At 49.8% G+C, this 16614-nt stretch carries 12 protein-coding genes; 3 read left to right on the plus strand and 9 right to left on the minus strand.

Annotated features, from left to right (window positions below; translation table 11 throughout):
* The first annotated feature begins 148 nt into the window (after nt 1–148).
* On the plus strand, nt 149–532 hold the full coding sequence (locus EPD60_RS00290) for a PDZ domain-containing protein (RefSeq protein ID WP_131445509.1): 384 nt from the start codon (nt 149–151) through the stop codon (nt 530–532).
* Between the two features lie 185 nt (nt 533–717).
* Here EPD60_RS00290 and EPD60_RS00295 read toward each other — a convergent pair whose 3' ends face one another.
* From EPD60_RS00295 to EPD60_RS16750, 8 genes are all read right to left on the minus strand, one after another.
* Nucleotides 718–2139, minus strand: coding sequence for a TolC family protein (locus tag EPD60_RS00295; RefSeq protein ID WP_131445512.1), 1422 nt, complete (start codon nt 2137–2139; stop codon nt 718–720).
* A gap of 25 nt (nt 2140–2164) precedes the next feature.
* A complete protein-coding gene (locus tag EPD60_RS00300; RefSeq protein ID WP_131445515.1) occupies nt 2165–3469 on the minus strand; it encodes a putative HlyD family type I secretion protein in 1305 nt (434 codons plus the stop codon).
* A gap of 70 nt (nt 3470–3539) precedes the next feature.
* A complete protein-coding gene (locus tag EPD60_RS00305; RefSeq protein WP_131445518.1) occupies nt 3540–5909 on the minus strand; it encodes a peptidase domain-containing ABC transporter in 2370 nt (789 codons plus the stop codon).
* 469 nt (nt 5910–6378) lie between these two features.
* Nucleotides 6379–7989 (minus strand): DUF6734 family protein, encoded by a 1611-nt coding sequence (locus EPD60_RS00310; protein WP_131445521.1) that lies wholly within the window; start codon nt 7987–7989, stop codon nt 6379–6381.
* 45 nt (nt 7990–8034) lie between these two features.
* Nucleotides 8035–9363 (minus strand): TlpA family protein disulfide reductase, encoded by a 1329-nt coding sequence (locus EPD60_RS00315; protein ID WP_165871347.1) that lies wholly within the window; start codon nt 9361–9363, stop codon nt 8035–8037.
* On the minus strand, nt 9351–9545 hold the full coding sequence (locus EPD60_RS16745; RefSeq protein WP_165871348.1) for a hypothetical protein: 195 nt from the start codon (nt 9543–9545) through the stop codon (nt 9351–9353). Before EPD60_RS16745 ends, EPD60_RS00315 begins: the two co-directional genes overlap by 13 nt.
* 98 nt (nt 9546–9643) lie before the next feature.
* A complete protein-coding gene (locus tag EPD60_RS00320; RefSeq protein WP_131445528.1) occupies nt 9644–11248 on the minus strand; it encodes a vitamin K epoxide reductase family protein in 1605 nt (534 codons plus the stop codon).
* Between the two features lie 104 nt (nt 11249–11352).
* Nucleotides 11353–11523, minus strand: a complete 171-nt coding sequence (locus tag EPD60_RS16750; RefSeq protein WP_165871349.1) for a hypothetical protein — start codon at nt 11521–11523, stop codon at nt 11353–11355.
* A 110-nt stretch (nt 11524–11633) separates the two neighbouring features.
* Here EPD60_RS16750 and EPD60_RS00325 point away from each other — a divergent pair, with 110 nt between their 5' ends.
* Both EPD60_RS00325 and EPD60_RS00330 read left to right on the plus strand, forming a co-directional pair.
* Nucleotides 11634–12746 (plus strand): sensor histidine kinase, encoded by a 1113-nt coding sequence (locus tag EPD60_RS00325; RefSeq protein WP_131445531.1) that lies wholly within the window; start codon nt 11634–11636, stop codon nt 12744–12746.
* A complete protein-coding gene (locus EPD60_RS00330; protein ID WP_131445534.1) occupies nt 12724–13455 on the plus strand; it encodes a LytR/AlgR family response regulator transcription factor in 732 nt (243 codons plus the stop codon). Before EPD60_RS00325 ends, EPD60_RS00330 begins: the two co-directional genes overlap by 23 nt.
* Here EPD60_RS00330 and EPD60_RS00335 read toward each other — a convergent pair.
* Nucleotides 13436–16459, minus strand: coding sequence for a lantibiotic dehydratase (locus tag EPD60_RS00335; RefSeq protein WP_131445537.1), 3024 nt, complete (start codon nt 16457–16459; stop codon nt 13436–13438). The genes EPD60_RS00330 and EPD60_RS00335 overlap by 20 nt on opposite strands.
* Nucleotides 16460–16614: the final 155 nt, after the last annotated feature.

A 16614-nucleotide genomic window follows, 5' to 3' on the forward strand; every position in this document is an offset into this window, starting at 1 on the left:
GGTAGAGACGTGTCGCAACCTGCCGCATCCGCCGGGAAGATGCCGAAGCCGCGACTTTACAGGCAGACGGTTCTAACGAGGATGTATGGAGCCTGGTGTACGAATTGTTTCGTATAATTTTTGATTGCAAACACTAAAACAAGATTATATGAAACATGTTGTTTTCCTGATTGCGATAGCCTGCGCAGGAAGCGCTGCAAACGCTCAAAGCCGGGTCTGGCGCGAAACCACTTCGGGTGAGCATTACGAAATAGTGCGGGTTTCGGCCTTTGCAGGCGTCGAGGTGCAGGACCAAAACGGTCGACCGACCGTTCAGAAACTTTTCAGCGAAGGGAAAGACGGAGGCTTTGTTATTGGCGATATCATCACCGCTGTTGAAAACATCGGGGTCAGTAATGCCCGAGAGTGGGAAGCCGCTATAGAAAAATTCAAGCCGGAGCAAAAAGTGACGGTTCGGGTGTTGCGCCAGGGGCGACCGGTGGAATTACCGGTACGGCTCGGCAAGGTCAATGTATTTGGCAAAGTGGTGTAATGTTGAGAGGATCTTTTGCAGCCGGCGCAATAGTGCCGGCTTTTTTGTTCCATTCGTGTTCCGGGCGTTGCCGTTGGGTGGGAGAAACTCAATTGCTTGCTGTCAGCTATTTATTCCTGATCTTTAAAAAAGACCCGGATTTGAAGACAAAGCTGATCGGGCTTGATGGGTATGGCGACGATACCTCAGGGTAGCTTGGAATAATATTCCAGGAGTTTTATCCTGAATAAAAGGTCATGCTCGGCAAGTGACAAGTCAAGCTTCGCCTTTTGCAATGCATTTCGTGCCAGTAACAGGTCTTGAGTGGAAAGCAAATTCAGGTTGAATTTTTTTTCAGCTGCTTCTGACACGAAAGTCGCTTCCGATAACAGTCTTTTAGACAGGCCTACCTTCTTATTGGCGGCCACTGCTTCTGAATAAGCAGTATAGACCGCGACTTTGACATCCTGCCTGAACTTGTCTTTCTGAAGCTCGATTTCTTGCCGGCTGATCTCGTCGCGCTTGAGGCTGATGACGGCAGTTTTTCCATTCAAGATCGGAACGCTCAGGCTGATGCCGATATTCTGGCCAAAGTTTTTTTGAAGTTGGCGGAAGAAAGGTGTAACCCCGTAGGTGCCCGCGCTGTAGGAAGGCGCGACGACATCATAGTTTGTCCCGTTTACCTGTACTTTGGCCCCCGTAGGCTGTTGCGGCACATATACAAAGCTTTGCGCAGACGAAATGTTTACGAAGTTGCTGCCTGCCGAGCCGAAAAGCGAGAAGGTCGGGTACAGTGTGCTTTTCGCGGCTCTTATGCGCTCCCTTGCTGCCTGAATCCGGAATTCAATAGCTCGTCCCTGTGGAAGTTTATTTACGGCCTCGGCATATACGGCGTCGGGGAGCACTTGCGCGAGGAAAATTGACGGGTCGGTTTCTGCTGTCGGTGGCACCGGCTCCAACGGAAACCGGACGTCGAGCGCGAGAACTGCCTTCAATTGCAGCGTCGCCTTCTCAAATGTCTGTTGGGCGGCCAATAAAGAGAGGCTATCGCTTAGTAGCTGCTGGCGTACTTGTGCTACGTCCAATTGGGATAATACGCCCATTCTGGCTTTTTGGGCGACTGCCTCGTTTTGCACCACGCGCTGCTGCAAGTCAGCCGACACAATGCTTATCGTTTCTTTGGCCAAAAAAACCTGCAGGTAGGATGCGCTAACGGCCAATGCTACATCGTTTTCCGCCCCCTGTGCAGCCATGTCATCGGCCCTGGCTGCTGCCTGGGCGCTATTCAGCTGGTGGCGTTTCGAAAACCAGTTGAACAGGGTGACGCTCGTTGAAAGCGAAAAGCCGGAATTGAAAAAGTTGCTGCTTTGCAGGATTCCCGTTGTCGGGTTTTCAGAAAGTCCGAAGCGGTAACCTGCGCTGCTTGCAAAATTCATTGCCGGCCACATCGAAGCCCTGCTTTGATCCACGGTCAGCTGGGAGAGCCGCTTCTGAAGATCTGCTTCTTTTACAGAAATGTTATGTCGGACCGCATAATCAATGCATTCCTGTAAGGACCATTTTGCCTGTGCTTTTGTCAAAAAAGGGAGGGAAAGGAACCCTGCAATCAGAGCCAGCCTGTTTTTCATAAAGCATTTGTTTCACTGGTGAAGGTTATTGGTTCCAAAGCGTTCTCAATGGGTCAAAAAACCGGTCGAAAAGCTTGCGGTTATCTGTAATGATCTCTGCGCTCGCCAACATGTTGTTACGGAAAAACAAATCTTTCCGGTAGGATGTTGTGAGCCCTTCCGGCAGCCTCACCTGCACCAGGAAGCTGTCGCGCCGGTTGGGAAAGCTGGAAATAGAAGTCACTATGCCTTTTAAATTGCCGTATTGTTCGCTGGGATAGTTGTCCACCTTCAGCCTTACCCGTTGGCCTTCTTTTATCTTGCCCAGGCCCGCCTGGCCCGCCATCAACTGAGCGTAATAGGTGGTTACTGCGGGCTGTACGTAGAATAATTCTTCGCCATTGCTGACTTGCATGCCTGGCTGTATCGGCGACAACAAGAACACCGTCCCGGTCTCCGGCGCTGTCAGCACATACCGTTGATTCCATTTTTCAATTTCACTTTTCAGCAGCAGCAGGGCGGTCATGAATTTTTGGTGCTGGTCGGCTACTGCTTTTTGCATGTCAAGCAATTCTTTTTGCTTGTTATGTGCCGACATATCGCTGTTAATGATCTGGGCTTCGGTTTGAGCGAGGTTTTGATCCTTCTGAAGAAGGGCTGTCCGGTATTTATTCAATTCGATGGGTGCTACGAACCTTTCTTTCGCCAGGGAATCGTAGGCAATAAATTCTGTTTCCTGCAGGTGCTTTTCCTGCCGGCTTAGCTCTTCCTGCCTGCCGATATTCTTTTTTATCTCGGCCGTGAACAACAGGTCGCGCTGCAGCGCGAATTTCTTTTTTTGATAGTAGCCGTTGCCAAAGAATTGCCGGAGTTCATTCCACTCGTGGACAAAAGACTGGTAAGGGTCCTGCAGATCGCCCAAGTTGGCCAAATGTACCGGATTGATATTGGTAAGATGGTCAACGTTCCCCGCGTTCACGGCGGCGACCTCCTTTTGAAGCCAGGCCTGCAATTGCACTACTTCTCTATAGTCTGCGGTGTTTTCCAGCAGGGCCAGGCGCTGGCCGGCACTGACCCTTTCTCCGCTTTTCACGAAAATGCCGGTGATCGTTCCCTGGGAACGGGCAACGGAAGTCTTTGGCGCATTCAAAGCGACAATTCTTGCCGAGCCTTTTACCTGGTCGGGATACTGGATAAAAACGGTCAGCAGCACTATCGACAGCAGCACCATGAAAAACACGAAGCTGCCGTGGCGTACCATCCAGTTCGGCCGGTAGCTGACAATTTCCCGCACTTCATCGCTGATGATATCTTCCCTGAGTTGTTGGAGCCGGATCGTTGTTTGTGGCATAGTTCAACATATTTGATTGCCGCCGTTATAACGGCATTTGTCGGACAGGTCAGTACTTGGTTCAGCTTCTTCAGGCACCCAGCTCCAGCTGGTTTTTTACGAGCGTGAAATAGTCGCCTTTCAGATTCACCAATTCCTGGTGGGTGCCCCGCTCGGTAATGATCCCTTTATGCAAAACCACAATCTGGTCGGCCTGTTTTACAGTGCTCAGGCGATGCGCCACTACAACTACCGTTCTTCCTTCGAAGAATTCATGAAGGTTTTGAATGATCGTGTTTTCGTTGTTTGCATCAAGGCTGTTTGTGGCTTCGTCGAAAAAGATGAATTCCGGATCCCGGTAAACGGCCCGCGCGATTAATATGCGTTGTTTCTGGCCCGCGCTGATGCCGGTGCCCTCCGCCCCGATTTTGGTATTAAAGCCAAGTGGTAAGGCTTCGATGAACTCCCGGAGATTGGCCACTTCCGTTGCGCGACGCAGCTTTTCCATGTCCACCCTTTCAGCTCCCACTGCAATATTTCGGGCGATGGTGTCGGAAAAAATAAAGCTTTCCTGCATTACCACGCCGCAATGGCTTCGCCAGAATTTGTGGCTGATATTCGCCAAAGAGGTGGCCGAAAGCCGGATGTCGCCTTTTTGCGCCTCGTAGAACTTAAGCAGCAATTTGAGCAGGGTTGTTTTTCCGCTGCCACTGACACCAACGATTGCCGTTGTTTTGCCAACCGGTATGGTAAGATTGATATTGCGCAGAACAGGTTCATTTCCCGCCCCTGGGTAGGTAAAGGATACATTGTTGAAAGTAACGGCGTCTGTCGGTAGCCTTTTCTCAGCGGCAGGATTATGAGTAAAAGCAGGCGTTTCGCTCAGCGTTACCGATCGTACAACATTACTGAAGTCACGGGGCGCGCCCGGATGATGTTCGTATTCTCTCTGTAAAAGGACACCAGGCTCCAGGTAGCCTCCGCCAACCAGTTGCCTGGTAAATGACGCCGGCAACTCGAATTGCAACTGGCTGCTCTCGCGCTCTTCATCGTCCAGGGTATGAATCTCGTTCAGGCGACCCATGCTGATTCGCGCATTCTGCCAGCTTTGCAGAAAACCGAGCAGTTGCTCAATGGGGCTGTTTAATTGGCCGATGATATATTGCACGGCTAACATAGCACCCAGCGTCATTTGCCCGTCTATTACAGATTTAGCGGCAAGAAAGGTGATGAAAATATTCTTTCCCTCGTTTACAAAAAAGGCGCCGGCCTGTTGCCATTGGGTTAATGAAAGTCCCTTCATGCTCAGTCGGAACATTCTTGCCTGCAAGCCTTCCCATGCCCAGCGCATCGGCTTTTCAACCCCATTCAGTTTTATTTCCGTCATCCCCTGGATCAGCTGGATGGTGGCGCTCTGTTCTCTTGAAGCAACTTCAAACCGTTTATAGTCCAGTGCTTTGGCCTTTTTCAGGAAAGCCACTACCCAGACCGCATAAAGCAGGCTGGCAATAGCAAAAACCGCAAAGATGTTGCTGTTGAACAAAGCTAGTACAACCGAGAAAACGACAAGGTTGACCAGCGAAAACAGGGTGTTGAGTGAGGAGCCCGTCAGAAAGTTTTCAATACGGCTGTGATCGTTCATCCGTTGAAGAATGTCACCGGTATGCTTGCTGTCGAAAAAAGATACCGGCAGTTTCATTAGTTTGATGAGGAAGTCGGTTAGTATCGAGAGATTGATACGGGTGCTGATGTGCAACAATATCCAGCTGCGTACAAACTCAACTGCAAGCCTGCCTGCAAAGAGCGCCAGTTGTGCTGCCAGGACAATGTAAATGAATTGCAGGTTGCCCGTATTGATGCCCGTGTCGACGACGCTTTGTGTCAGGAAAGGGAGTACCAGTTGGATTAGGCTTGACACGCCAAGGCCAAGCAAAAGTTGAAAGGCAAGCTTCTTATAGGGAAGAATGTATCGAAAGATGTTTTTTATCTGAAGCCCTTCTGTTTCACTGTCGGAGGTTAATTCATTTTTATAAAATGCAGGCGAAGGTTCGAGCAGGAGGACGATACCCTCCGGCCCGCGTTCTCCCATGTCGCCCGACCAATACGACGAAAATTCTTTTCGGGTGTATTCTACGAGTCCCTTTGCCGGATCAGCAATGAATACCGTGTTTTTTTTCGCCTTGTATAAAACAACAAAGTGATTCTGTTTCCAATGAAGGATAGCCGGAAGAGCTGCCTCTTTTAACAAGGTGTCCAGGTCGATTTTGAAGGCTTTTGTCCGAAATCCGATTGCTTCCGCGGCCTCACTCAGGCCGAGCAGGTTAACGCCCTCCTTGCCGATCTGCGTCTTGTCGCGCAGGATCTGCAAAGGGATGTAGCGCCTGTAGTGTTTTGCAATCATCCTAAGGCAGGTAGGACCACAGTCCATCGCGTCCGGTTGCTTATAAAAGGGAAAGGCCATCAGAAAGAAAGATTTTAGGGAAATACTTTTGGCAGCGTCGATAGCTGGGTATTCTTATCGGCACGTTGCTGTTATGCAGTGGTAGGAATAAGTCACACAGTGCGGGCACCATGTGACTTATTTGCTGTCAGCTCAACACGGTGATGCCGGGCTGACCATCGCTACCGGGACCGGTCCGCAAAAGGAGGAACAAAAGCCACTGGCTGTGCCCGGGTCAGGATTGTCGGATGCTGACCGCAGTTCAGCGCTCCGGCCATCCTGGCAGAAGCAGCTGGTACTGGAGCAGCCTTCCGCGGCAAATCCACCCCGGACCATTTTTTGTTCCGTTTTGTTCAGGCTCCTGCCGAAATCTTGAATTTTTTTCATGATCTGAAACTGTTTGTTTGAAATGGTGGCCTGGGTTGAGGTACCGGGCTCTTTTACCATCCGCTGTTGCTGCGGAATTATGTCGCTTTCTATAGCAGTTGGTTTAATTCAGTGGTTTTACTGCTTTGAGGAGAACCAGCTTTTCCAAAAGCTTGTGTAGCAGGTTATAAAAAGCATCACGGTGACTGAGCAGGATTTCCTGGTCTACCATGCTTTCGAGTTGCTGGAACAGTTCCCGGATTTCTACCGGCTGCCCGAGTTGCTGCAACATTGCAAACTGGATCTCGTCCAGGTCTTCCAGCGAGATGTTCCCTTCTGAAACTTCCGCGATGAGCAGATTGTAGAAAGTTCCTTTTCTGAAGGCCCATTCTTCGTAATACTGCACCCCGCAGCGTGTGCGGCTGTTGTAAAGTCCGGCCCAGTCGAATTCGGTGACGATAACGCTACATTCATCGGTTTTCGACACTTTTTTAGCCAGGACATCGCCCCCGTTAAAAATTGAGTCGTACCAATCGTCTGCTGACAGGTCGCGGCCATACAAATATGGCTGGCTGAATGAAGAGCTGGCTGTCCATTCAGCGGTCCGGGTCCGGAAGGCCTCGTAGTCGGCCTGTAGGTTAAAGTATTCCGGCGGCGGCCCTGCCTGGATGATATCTTTTACAAATATGTCCATAAGGCCGAAGGGTAACGTTGATTTCGCCACATCGGCAGTGACGGACGACTCCCGCGCGAAAACCGGTTTTTCGAGGTAAGCCGTTTTAGCCAGCTCCGGCAATGCTTTGAGCTCTTTCTCCGTACGCCTGCCGTAAAAGCGGCTCATAAAGTGCTGCGGTACCTTTCGGTTGCACAGGGACATGATCTTATAGTAATATTCGGGGTACAGCGACCGGAATTTCGATGCCATCTGCCGGCAGGTCACCTCGTCTTTTTTGAAATGTCCGAGTAGGTGCAGGTAGGTCCTTTTCACCGGGGCTTCATGAAAGTTTCCCAGGTACATGTAGCCCCGGTCGTAAAACGGCTCGGGAAAGAGATAGGTGATGTCGAGGCCGCTTTCACGAGCCATGCAATAATACAAGTGCTGCTCGAAGAAAACGTTGAAGCGGTCGACGTTGATCCGGGACAGGGAGGGAATGTTTCTATCGACATATTCCATCGCCGACGCGGCATAGGCGTTGAGGAAGGCGGTGTTCGTGCCTCCGAGTATACCGGCATTTACAGCCATGATGGGAACATCTTTCGCAAAATCGTCTTTTACAGAAGGCGGGAAATACGAAAAATGGCTCGTAAGCATTTTTTGCGTCGACGTGTAGTATTCAGTGGCCACTTCCGGATTCTGGGCAACCAGCCCTGCGCCGTGGAGTGTATTGCTGAACTTCTCAAACAGGAATACATCGCCGTCTACGTGCAAGAAGGGCTCGTTCTGCAATGAGTAAGTCCAGATCTTCGGGAGGGCCCAGAGATTCGGGTGCGGAAGCCCGAAAGAGTCGTGGGTGTCGTGTACCTGTGCATAGGGGAGTTCCAGGTCTTCTACCAACAGGCTGATGGCGGCACTGTTGCCATACAATTCTACTTCTCCGTACAGGGATCGTAGCTGGAGCGCGCTGAACGCCCAGCTGATCAGGTGGTACTCCGGCCGGGCCCAGCCGCAACTTTGCTCGTATGGGTTTTGGTTACCAATCAGGTAACAGGTTTGAACAAGTTTTGTCTTTGCCATCGTCGGATGAATTTTTATGAAAATGATTGCTCGTCGATTGCCATGTTATTGGTCGAGATTCTTTTCTAAGAAGACTGTCAGCTCTTCAGGTGAGAGGTCCTTTGCTACGATAATGCCATCCCTGTCAAGTAAAAAGCTGCTCGGGAAGCTGTTGATGTAAAGCCTCCGGGCCTCTTCGCCATTCGTATCGAGGTATTGTGGCCATTCAATCCTGAACCTCCGGATGATCTTTTTCCAGTCTGCCTCATCTTCCTGCCGGTCGACGGATACACCTATGATCCCCAATCCTTTCTTTCTGTAAGCCGTGTGAATATTTTTCAGCTTCGGTATCTGGTCGATGCAAGGCGGGCAATGCGAGAACCAAAACTCGATCAGTGTATACTTGTTTTCTTTTGCCACTCCTGCCAGCGAAAGGTGCGGGTTCAGTTGTAGCTCCGGGAATTTTTGGCCGGTTGTCAGCGCGAGCTCTTTGTTTAATGCATCGATCAGGGCCTGACAGGTCCTGGTTTCTTTTACCGCCGGTGACAGGAGTTGCGCGGTAGCCAAAATGCTCTTTTTGACACGCTCGTCGCGGGCGTGCGCGAGATCGAACAAAAGGTCCCACATTGCGACGTAAGAATCCGGGTGCGCGGCCACATAGGATCGCATCAGGCTTTGCTTCGCGGGCATATCAATGATCTCCCCCGTGATGGTGTCAACCGCTACACTGTAAAGCTTCTTTAGCTGCGCATACTCATCGTTCGGCCGGGTATGAATGCGCGGCCCAAGGGTTTTTTCCGTCGCCAGGTCGCCGACGTTTATTTGAACAGGGCCCCCGTCGATGAAATAGAAACGGGAAGTATATCCCCGGTTTGCTTTCGGATCGTAGTAAGACACAGAAAGTGGGTGGGGATAGCTGATGGTGCCATGGAGCTCAAACCGGCCGTTTTCGACCCGTGTCCTGGGGTTGTAGCCGGAGTCAATGTCTTTGGACGAGAGTGTGCAGCCGTTGAAGGAGGGTGGGTAGGTGCCTACCACTACAATCAGCTCCTGGTTTTCATACTGCCGGGAAGTCCCGATTATTTTAAACGGTTTGCCTTGCTGTGCCTGAAGCAGCAGCGGTAAAAGGAATAATATGACCAGACTCCTTCGGAACATCGTGTTGATAGGAACAAATTGAAACCGGTTATGGGCGTTGCCAGGATAGGGAATCGGCCGCGGCGATAAACCATTTTCTTGTGCTGGAGAATTTAGTAATTGGTGGTTCCGTCCTGGCAGGGTGCCGGAGGCGCGGAAAGGGTGACAGAAACCTTCTGAATAGGGCATATGTGCGAAAAAGGAAGAAAACCCGGTTATGGAAATAACCGGGTTTAAGATTATCATCAGATGCAGCATCTCCAGTCGTAAACACCGGGGCCGGTGCTTTCTGCACGGTAGCCGTTCCAGGCACAGGCGCCGACCTGTACGATCGTGCCGGTACATGCTTTGATCGTGCTGTCGCCGCTGCCGGCAACGATGGACTTCATTTCTTCGCGGGAGAGTTTGTTCTCAATTTGAGCGATGGTCAATTTTTTCATCGTTAAGACTTTTGTCGATTGATTGATTTGGCCCGGGTTAAGGTACCGGACGCTTTTACCTTTGTTGTGCACACAAAACGTTGGAAGCCGGGAAGGCTTTATAGTAAATGATTTAGATCTTCGATCCGGTATGCCGCCGGCAATTGGTAGCCGTTAACAAAAAATGTCGGTGTGAACATTATTGCATTCTGGTCGCACCAGTTTTTCATGTCATTCAGCTTTTCGCCAAGGGGAAAAGGGAACTCTTGTAAGGGGCGCGCTTTCGCGAAAGCCGGGTATTCTTTTCTCGGCGATCCGTACCAGTGGTCAAGCGCCTGTACCAGGGCTGCTTCATTGTCCAGCTCCTGAACTGTAAGGAAATGTTTAATCACCCTGGAAATATCATTTTCGGCGTCTGCAGCGGTAAAGATGATCCGGACATTCACCCGGCCGGTAGCCAGCAGCGCATCTATATGCTTATGAGCATTTGCACAGGGGCCGCAAAACGGGTTACAAACCTTCACTAGTGTGTGCTCGGCGTCCGGGTTGCCTAAGCTCAGGCCCAGCCCTTCTGTTGAACCGGCGATCTTCTTTTGGCGGTGCAATAATGCCGCGAAGACTTCTTTGTTGTATTTGAACTTATTCAGTTCTTTCTTAAAATGTTTGCCTGCCTGTGCGTCGAAATAGGCTTTTTTTGATGCCACCCAAAACAATGCGGGAAGGAGAAAGGAGGTTAAGATGGTGAACTGCGCCTGGTACGATGGCAAATGGAAGCTTTTCCCGTTGTTCCAATACCCGAAATAGCAAGTAATGGCTTCGGTTACGAGAAGGGCCTGTATTGCCAGGCAAAGTGGGCACCACTGTTTCGCAACCCGCCATTGGTAATAAACAGAATAAACTGTGTAAGGCAGGGCCAGGAGATTGATCCACGATAAAAGCGCCAGGGCACTGGTAGACGCAAGGGCCAAGGCCAGGAATGAACCTGTGAAATAACAGAAACCGATCTCGCTCCAGCTAAGCCAGTTGAAAACTTTGGCACCCCTCGATCCTAAAACTGCGGTGCAACTCGTTTTGTTGGTCCCGGAGCAGATCTGTTGCAGTAGGGGGTTCGTTTTGTCGACTTCGAACCAGAGCAGCAGCACGGTGGCGGAGCAACCGAGAAGTTTCGTAAACAAAAGTGCGGTCATAGCGTGGCCGGCTGCATTTGCATTAGCCAGGATTGCGAAGAGTACGAACAACAGCAATCCCGCTCCGCAAATCAACGGTGCACGCAATCCCGAAAGCAGTTCCTTCCTTTTCCTGGATGCATATTTTTCTTCACCGGAAAGCTCGTTTTTTTCAGCAAGCAGGGCCGTATTTGTCCAGTTTTTCAAGAACTCCTCTCGGCTCAGATGCTCTTTGCGGCCTCTTTCGTTGAAAAAATCGACTGTGCCATTTACGTTGTTGACCATCACGAAGCTGCCGCCTCCCCGGTTTACATGGGCGATAAATGGCGTCGGAAGCTGATCGAGCGTTTGCGGATCCACTTCAATGGCAGCGTTCGCTACCTTCCAGGTATTGAGGCTGTCGCTGATACTGTACAAGCTTGGAAAGTCAGGATGTCCTTCAACCTTTTCAATGGCGGAGGAGGCTGTGACAGGAATCTTCAGTTTTTTCAGTAGTTGAAGCGTCGCCTCAGAGACATTGGAGCTGCTTTTTTTCTCAAGCAATCGGGCCAATCGCATAACGGACGTTTTCGGGTATGGTAGTCCGGGCGGCGCTTCTGAAAGTTCTCAGGAGCCGCCGGGTTTCGGTATAGCATCTGTACTGACGGTGTTCAGCCCACCCCTTACTTAGGGAGCTTCTGCTGGAAAAGCACGGGAGGCAGCCCGGTGCCGGTGATCGTGATCGTTGTGGTAGTGGGATCGGTGGGCAGGCTAAAATTGTTGTTGTGCTTGTTTGAGTATACAACCAGGGTTCTCGGTCTGATTTTCAGGGAAAGGTTCTTTGTATTTCTCATCGTTAGTGTTTGTTTCACTAACCTACTTATTCAGCTCTTTTGCGGAATGAATATTACACGTCCCGCGATATTCTGTAGATGATTTTCATTTTTCCGTATATTTAGTGTAAGTGAAAACGCGCTGGTTTTTGGATCGATATCGTACTCTTCTCTATCATTTGGCCGGATGGCTGATTTTTATTGCGTATGAGGTTTCATTCGTAAGTCTGATCCGTATTTCGGGCAGGGATTTTTCCGTGTTGCATCTGTTTGTCATTCCCTACCTGGTGAACATATCGCTGTTCTATTTCCATTCCCTGTTCACATTCCCTGTTGCTATGTCGGGGCGAAGGAAAAATGGGTTCATTTTCCTGGCGCTCATTGCATCGGAGCTGTTTGTGTACCTGCTTATAATGGGCCTGAAGGACGTGGGACGCGGTCCGGACAAGGGCGTTTTTTTCTTAAACCTTTACCGGGATCGGATTGCATTTATACAACAGTTATGGCGGGGGATTTATTTCCTGATTTTCAGTTCCGCCTTCTGGTTCATTCAGCGAACGTTTCGAAACGAGCGATTGTTGAAGGAGGCTGAGAAGAAAGACCTGCTGCGCATCCAGGAAAAAAAGGACCTTGAATTGCTGCTCGTTTCCACACAGAATGCATATTTAAAGTCGCAGGTGAACCCGCACCTTTTGTTTAACACACTCAACCTGATTCACAGCGAGATTCAACAGCTGTCGCCGGTGGCATCCGATGCCATCATCGGGCTTTCGGACATGATGCGCTATTCCCTGGCACCCTCGGAAATGGATGGCAAAGTCTTTCTTGAAGAGGAAATAGCACAGATCGAGAATCTTATCGGTATTAACCAGCTTCGGTTCAGAACAAAACTGAATATTGAAGTTCAGATGGAAGGGCACTTCGGGCATCTGCGCATCGTGCCGCTATTGTTAATCCCTTTTGTTGAAAATCTGTTTAAGTATGCTGATCTCATGGATGAAGCAGATCCCGCTGTCATCAAGATCCATGCACGCGGTTCGACGCTTTGTTTTAAAGCCGGCAACCGGAAGAAGACTGGTCGTGTACTGCCGTCGCACGGAATCGGCATAACAAACGTCCGGACACGACTGAACGCCCGCTATCCCGCGATGCATCGCCTTAAGATCGAAGAAACCCGTACTCATTTCAGGGTTGAGCTGAACCTAAACCTACACTGCAGTTATGCTGAGTTGCTACATCATTGATGATGAATTTCATTCAATCAAGAGTCTTTCGAAGTATATTGATGATACACCGTTTATCGAGTTGGTCGGTTATAACGAGAACCCGGTAGCGGCGCTGGCCCAATTCCAGCAAATGAGCCGATACCCGGATATCATTTTCCTGGACATTGAAATGCCCCAGCTTTCAGGACTGGAAATGTCTTCACTGCTCAAGGACAAGACGGCGATTGTTTTTACCACGGCGCACCCGGGATTTGCGTTGGAGGCTTTTGAGTTGGAGATTCGTGATTATTTGTTGAAACCCGTATCGTACCAGAGGTTCCTCAAATGCGTTACGAAACTTCAGGAACAGCTCTCCCCGAAACTGAACCCAGTTCCGGAGAAGACCGATGCATTCTTTTATATTCAGAGCGAGGGCAAGGGGAAGCTGCTGAAGGTGTTTACGAATGAAATCGTGTTTATCGAAAGCAAAAAAAATTATGTATCGATAAGTACGGTGCAAGGCAATAGCCTGACCTACCTTACGTTAACCGAAATCGAAGAAAAACTTCCCCCGTTCTTTTTGAGAATCAGCAAATCGCACATCATCAATTCGCATAAGATTACTTCCGTTCAGGGTAACGAGGTCAGGATGCAAAACAACGCGCAGGGTTTCCTGGTGGGACCGAGTTATAAAGCGGCGTTCCAGGCTTATATGGACACACATCTGATCAGATCGAAACGCCTGTGATTTCTTGCTGGTTTTTGTGAAAGGTCATGGCCAGTTGACGGTAGGTAAAGTAGTATGTGACCATTTCCCAATAACGTTGGTTGTAGGTAAAGAGCCGATTCAGATGCATGTGAATGATGTCCGCAGCCAGCTTTTCGGGATACACGCCCGAAGCCTGGATATTCGAGGCGGTTCGTACCAGATCCGTGATATTCCGGGCGAGCCGTTTGTATGTCTTGCTGTTGCTTCTATAGTTTTCGGCGAGGGTTTGCGTAAGCAGTTTTTTGTATCCCCTTTCAATATCTGTTTTCACGTCCTTAGGATTGTCAAATTCGGACAGAAACCGGTCGAACTGGCGCCGGCAAAAGGCGATTTGCTCCTGCTGGTCAAATCCAAAAGATGGCAGCATTTCGAATACAGATCTGACACCTGTAGAGATTTTTGTTTCATCTGTTTGATTCTGCCCTTTGTTCTTTTTTAAAAAGGCCCCGATGATCTCGCTGCTTTCCTGGAAGATTCCTTCGACCGGGACTATCAGTTCAGGTGAGTACCGTTCTGTTTCCCGTTTATAGCGGTCGGTCTCACAGCTGCGCACCAGCTTCATTCCAATGAGTTTGTTCAGGCGGCTTGTCAGTGCGCCAATAATGTCTGCTCTGTTTTCTGGCAGCGTTCTTATGCGCAGGCGCAGGTGATAGTCGGGGTCGTTATAACGTATCCAAAACCATTCAATCGTGGCTTCTTTTTTCCAGTGGGTTATGAGGGGCAATATGTGTTTCTGCAAAATAAGGTCGGAGGATAGCGGGTGGCAGTAGATTTTGACATAGTACCAGTCGCTGGTGTCGGCGATTGAAGGCCGGCATGATTTAGTGCCCTGTGGATCTGCTACCCGGTAAACTTTTTCCTCCCGGTATATCGGTGCTATAAACTGCCCGGTCAACGGCTCCCGCTTCGTATTGAACACCCCGTTTGCCCGGATAAATGGAAATTCACGCAGTACGATATTTTTCTTCCCGCTTATTTCCTGCAGCAGCAAGTTTATTTCACTTTCAACGGTCGTGTCGATCACGAGAAAGTTATCGTGCACTACATAGGCCAGGTATCTGGGAAGGCTCCTTTTCGTTACCAGGCTCTTGAAGTTTTTCACCGCTTCTGTTTCGGTCGGCGCATCGAGCAGGTCTTTGGCCGGAAAATGCCATTCTGCAAGGTGCAGAACGCAGGATTTGTACGTTACTCTCGGGTAAAACTGCAGCCCGGGAGCCAGCGTGGACAAGGAAAGAGTAAGATTCGTTTTGAGCTCCTGCTTTTGCAGTTCGCATAGGAAGCGGAATACCGGGTAGGCGTTCCGGGTGTAGTTATATGCCGAGGATAGCTGCGGAATAACAAACTTCCGGAGACGTTTGGAATAAAGGCGGATCTGGTTCTCTTTTACGGAAACGTAGAGATCGGCTAGCTGTATTTGTTTGTCCTGCGCCAGTTTTGACGTTGTAAGCACCGGGATTTCGTATTGCACTAATGATGGTCGCCGGTTGATGTTTGCCGCGTGCAAATCGCAGACATGGGCCACTTCAGCGAAAACCACGTCCTCGTTGCAGGTCTGCTCCTTTTCTGCTATTTCTTTTGCCAGTGGGTAGATGGCGTCTGATCCCGCAAAGCGCCCCAGTAGCGATAGCGCCGTGTTGCCTCCCGCTTGTTCGATATATACCTGTTCGCCCATAGGCCGAAATATTACCGAAAGGCTCGGCGCCAGGTTGCTGTCCCGGTTACCGGCTGAAAGTGCCGCTAAATGATCGTCGGTTATTACCAGCTCATCTATCCCCGCACCGGCGTTTTTTGCGATCCACTCCCGGAGCAAAACTGAAGTCTCGTCCTGGAAAGAGGTGCTGCTGCCGGCCGGCTCTGGCGTTTTCGTAACGGGGATCGTAAACAGGGTGCTGTCGAGTATCTTGTCCAGATTCCCATAGCCGATTCCAAATTGCGGGTCAAGCGCCTCGAGGAGCGGAACTTCCCCGGTCTCATATTTTTCTGCGAATCGTTTTTTGAAGTTCTCCAGGTCCGGGTGCGCTGATATTGATGAAAGCCGGTCAAGGCATGACAAGCCATCCAGCAATTGTTTCTGATAGCGGATCGGAAGTTGACCGCTTTCAACTTTTCGCTCGCTGGTAGCATAAAATGGATTTGCCGATCTGGATTCTGAAAGCGATTCAAGGGTAGCCAGCCCGTCTGCGATTTCTGCAAGCGCTTTCCCGTATTCTGCCCCGGTATCGATTTTCGTAGCGACCGCTGTTGCGTTGAGTGAAAGATGCCTCGAAAGGTGCTGAAGTACAATCGACGTATAATCTGCGCCTGTAATATTGGGGGCCGTAGGGGGGAGGAGAATTTGTTCTTCAGCTAATTCCCCAAGAAACCGCCTGGCTGGTTCGGGTTCTGCATTCGTTTCTTTGATAATGAAAGTAATTATCTCGTCGAAGGTTCGCCCATTGTTGCAATAAAGCAGGAGCTTTTTGAGAAACGCATTCCGGTCGATAGAGACCATGGAAAAGCAGGCTTCCTGGCCTTCGCCGAATTCTCTCTTGGTGTAGCGCAGGTCGATCTTGCTGTGAAAAAGCGAGTGGTTAACAACGTAAACTCCCTCCGGCTTTTCGTGTTTCAGAAACGTTTGCCATAGATTGAAAAGTAAGGCATAGTCGGGTTTCACGTCCACCACGGGCGATCCAACAGTGAGATCATTTTCCGTATTGTCTCCCCATCTAACGGCTGAAAACGAGGCAAAAAGGCCAAACGGCGTAGACCGGTACGATGCGCGGTTCAGGTATTTCCTCACGCTCATTTTCTGTTTGTCGCTCAGCGCGTCATAGGAGAAGTCTTTTCGCAGCAATTCTTCATAAAAGTTGCGGCTGGCCAGGAAAATGGCCAGTTGAAAATCCGGCGTTTTTAAGATGGTATTCTCATTTATGCCGCGGTATTGTTGAAAACTGTAAAGAGGTGTCCGGAGCATCAGTGTCTCGGAAAACTGAAATTTGATCATACGTTAGCAGCCGGTTCAAAGGCAATTGTGAAATCAAAATACAAATTTTATTCATAGACACCAGCGGTTGTATCCTGCCTTATTTATGCTTGTCAAATCCGGTTGTTGAAAAGAAAAGAGAGGGGTTGTGTGCTGGTTGCCTCCTGGTGTAAAAA

This window comes from Flaviaestuariibacter flavus (genome assembly GCF_004337505.1).
Classification (GTDB): Bacteria; Bacteroidota; Bacteroidia; order Chitinophagales; family Chitinophagaceae; genus Flavisolibacter; species Flavisolibacter flavus.

Coding starts and splice junctions, on each gene's coding strand:
- EPD60_RS00310 (WP_131445521.1), bottom strand. CDS start 7,989: ATGGCAAAGACAAAACTTGTTCAAACCTGTTACCTGATTGGTAACCAA.
- EPD60_RS00320 (WP_131445528.1), bottom strand. CDS start 11,248: ATGCGATTGGCCCGATTGCTTGAGAAAAAAAGCAGCTCCAATGTCTCT.
- EPD60_RS00295 (WP_131445512.1), bottom strand. CDS start 2,139: ATGAAAAACAGGCTGGCTCTGATTGCAGGGTTCCTTTCCCTCCCTTTT.
- EPD60_RS00305 (WP_131445518.1), bottom strand. CDS start 5,909: ATGGCCTTTCCCTTTTATAAGCAACCGGACGCGATGGACTGTGGTCCT.
- EPD60_RS00290 (WP_131445509.1), top strand. CDS start 149: ATGAAACATGTTGTTTTCCTGATTGCGATAGCCTGCGCAGGAAGCGCT.
- EPD60_RS16745 (WP_165871348.1), bottom strand. CDS start 9,545: ATGAAAAAATTGACCATCGCTCAAATTGAGAACAAACTCTCCCGCGAA.
- EPD60_RS00330 (WP_131445534.1), top strand. CDS start 12,724: ATGCTGAGTTGCTACATCATTGATGATGAATTTCATTCAATCAAGAGT.
- EPD60_RS16750 (WP_165871349.1), bottom strand. CDS start 11,523: ATGAGAAATACAAAGAACCTTTCCCTGAAAATCAGACCGAGAACCCTG.
- EPD60_RS00315 (WP_165871347.1), bottom strand. CDS start 9,363: ATGCTGCATCTGATGATAATCTTAAACCCGGTTATTTCCATAACCGGG.
- EPD60_RS00300 (WP_131445515.1), bottom strand. CDS start 3,469: ATGCCACAAACAACGATCCGGCTCCAACAACTCAGGGAAGATATCATC.
- EPD60_RS00335 (WP_131445537.1), bottom strand. CDS start 16,459: ATGATCAAATTTCAGTTTTCCGAGACACTGATGCTCCGGACACCTCTT.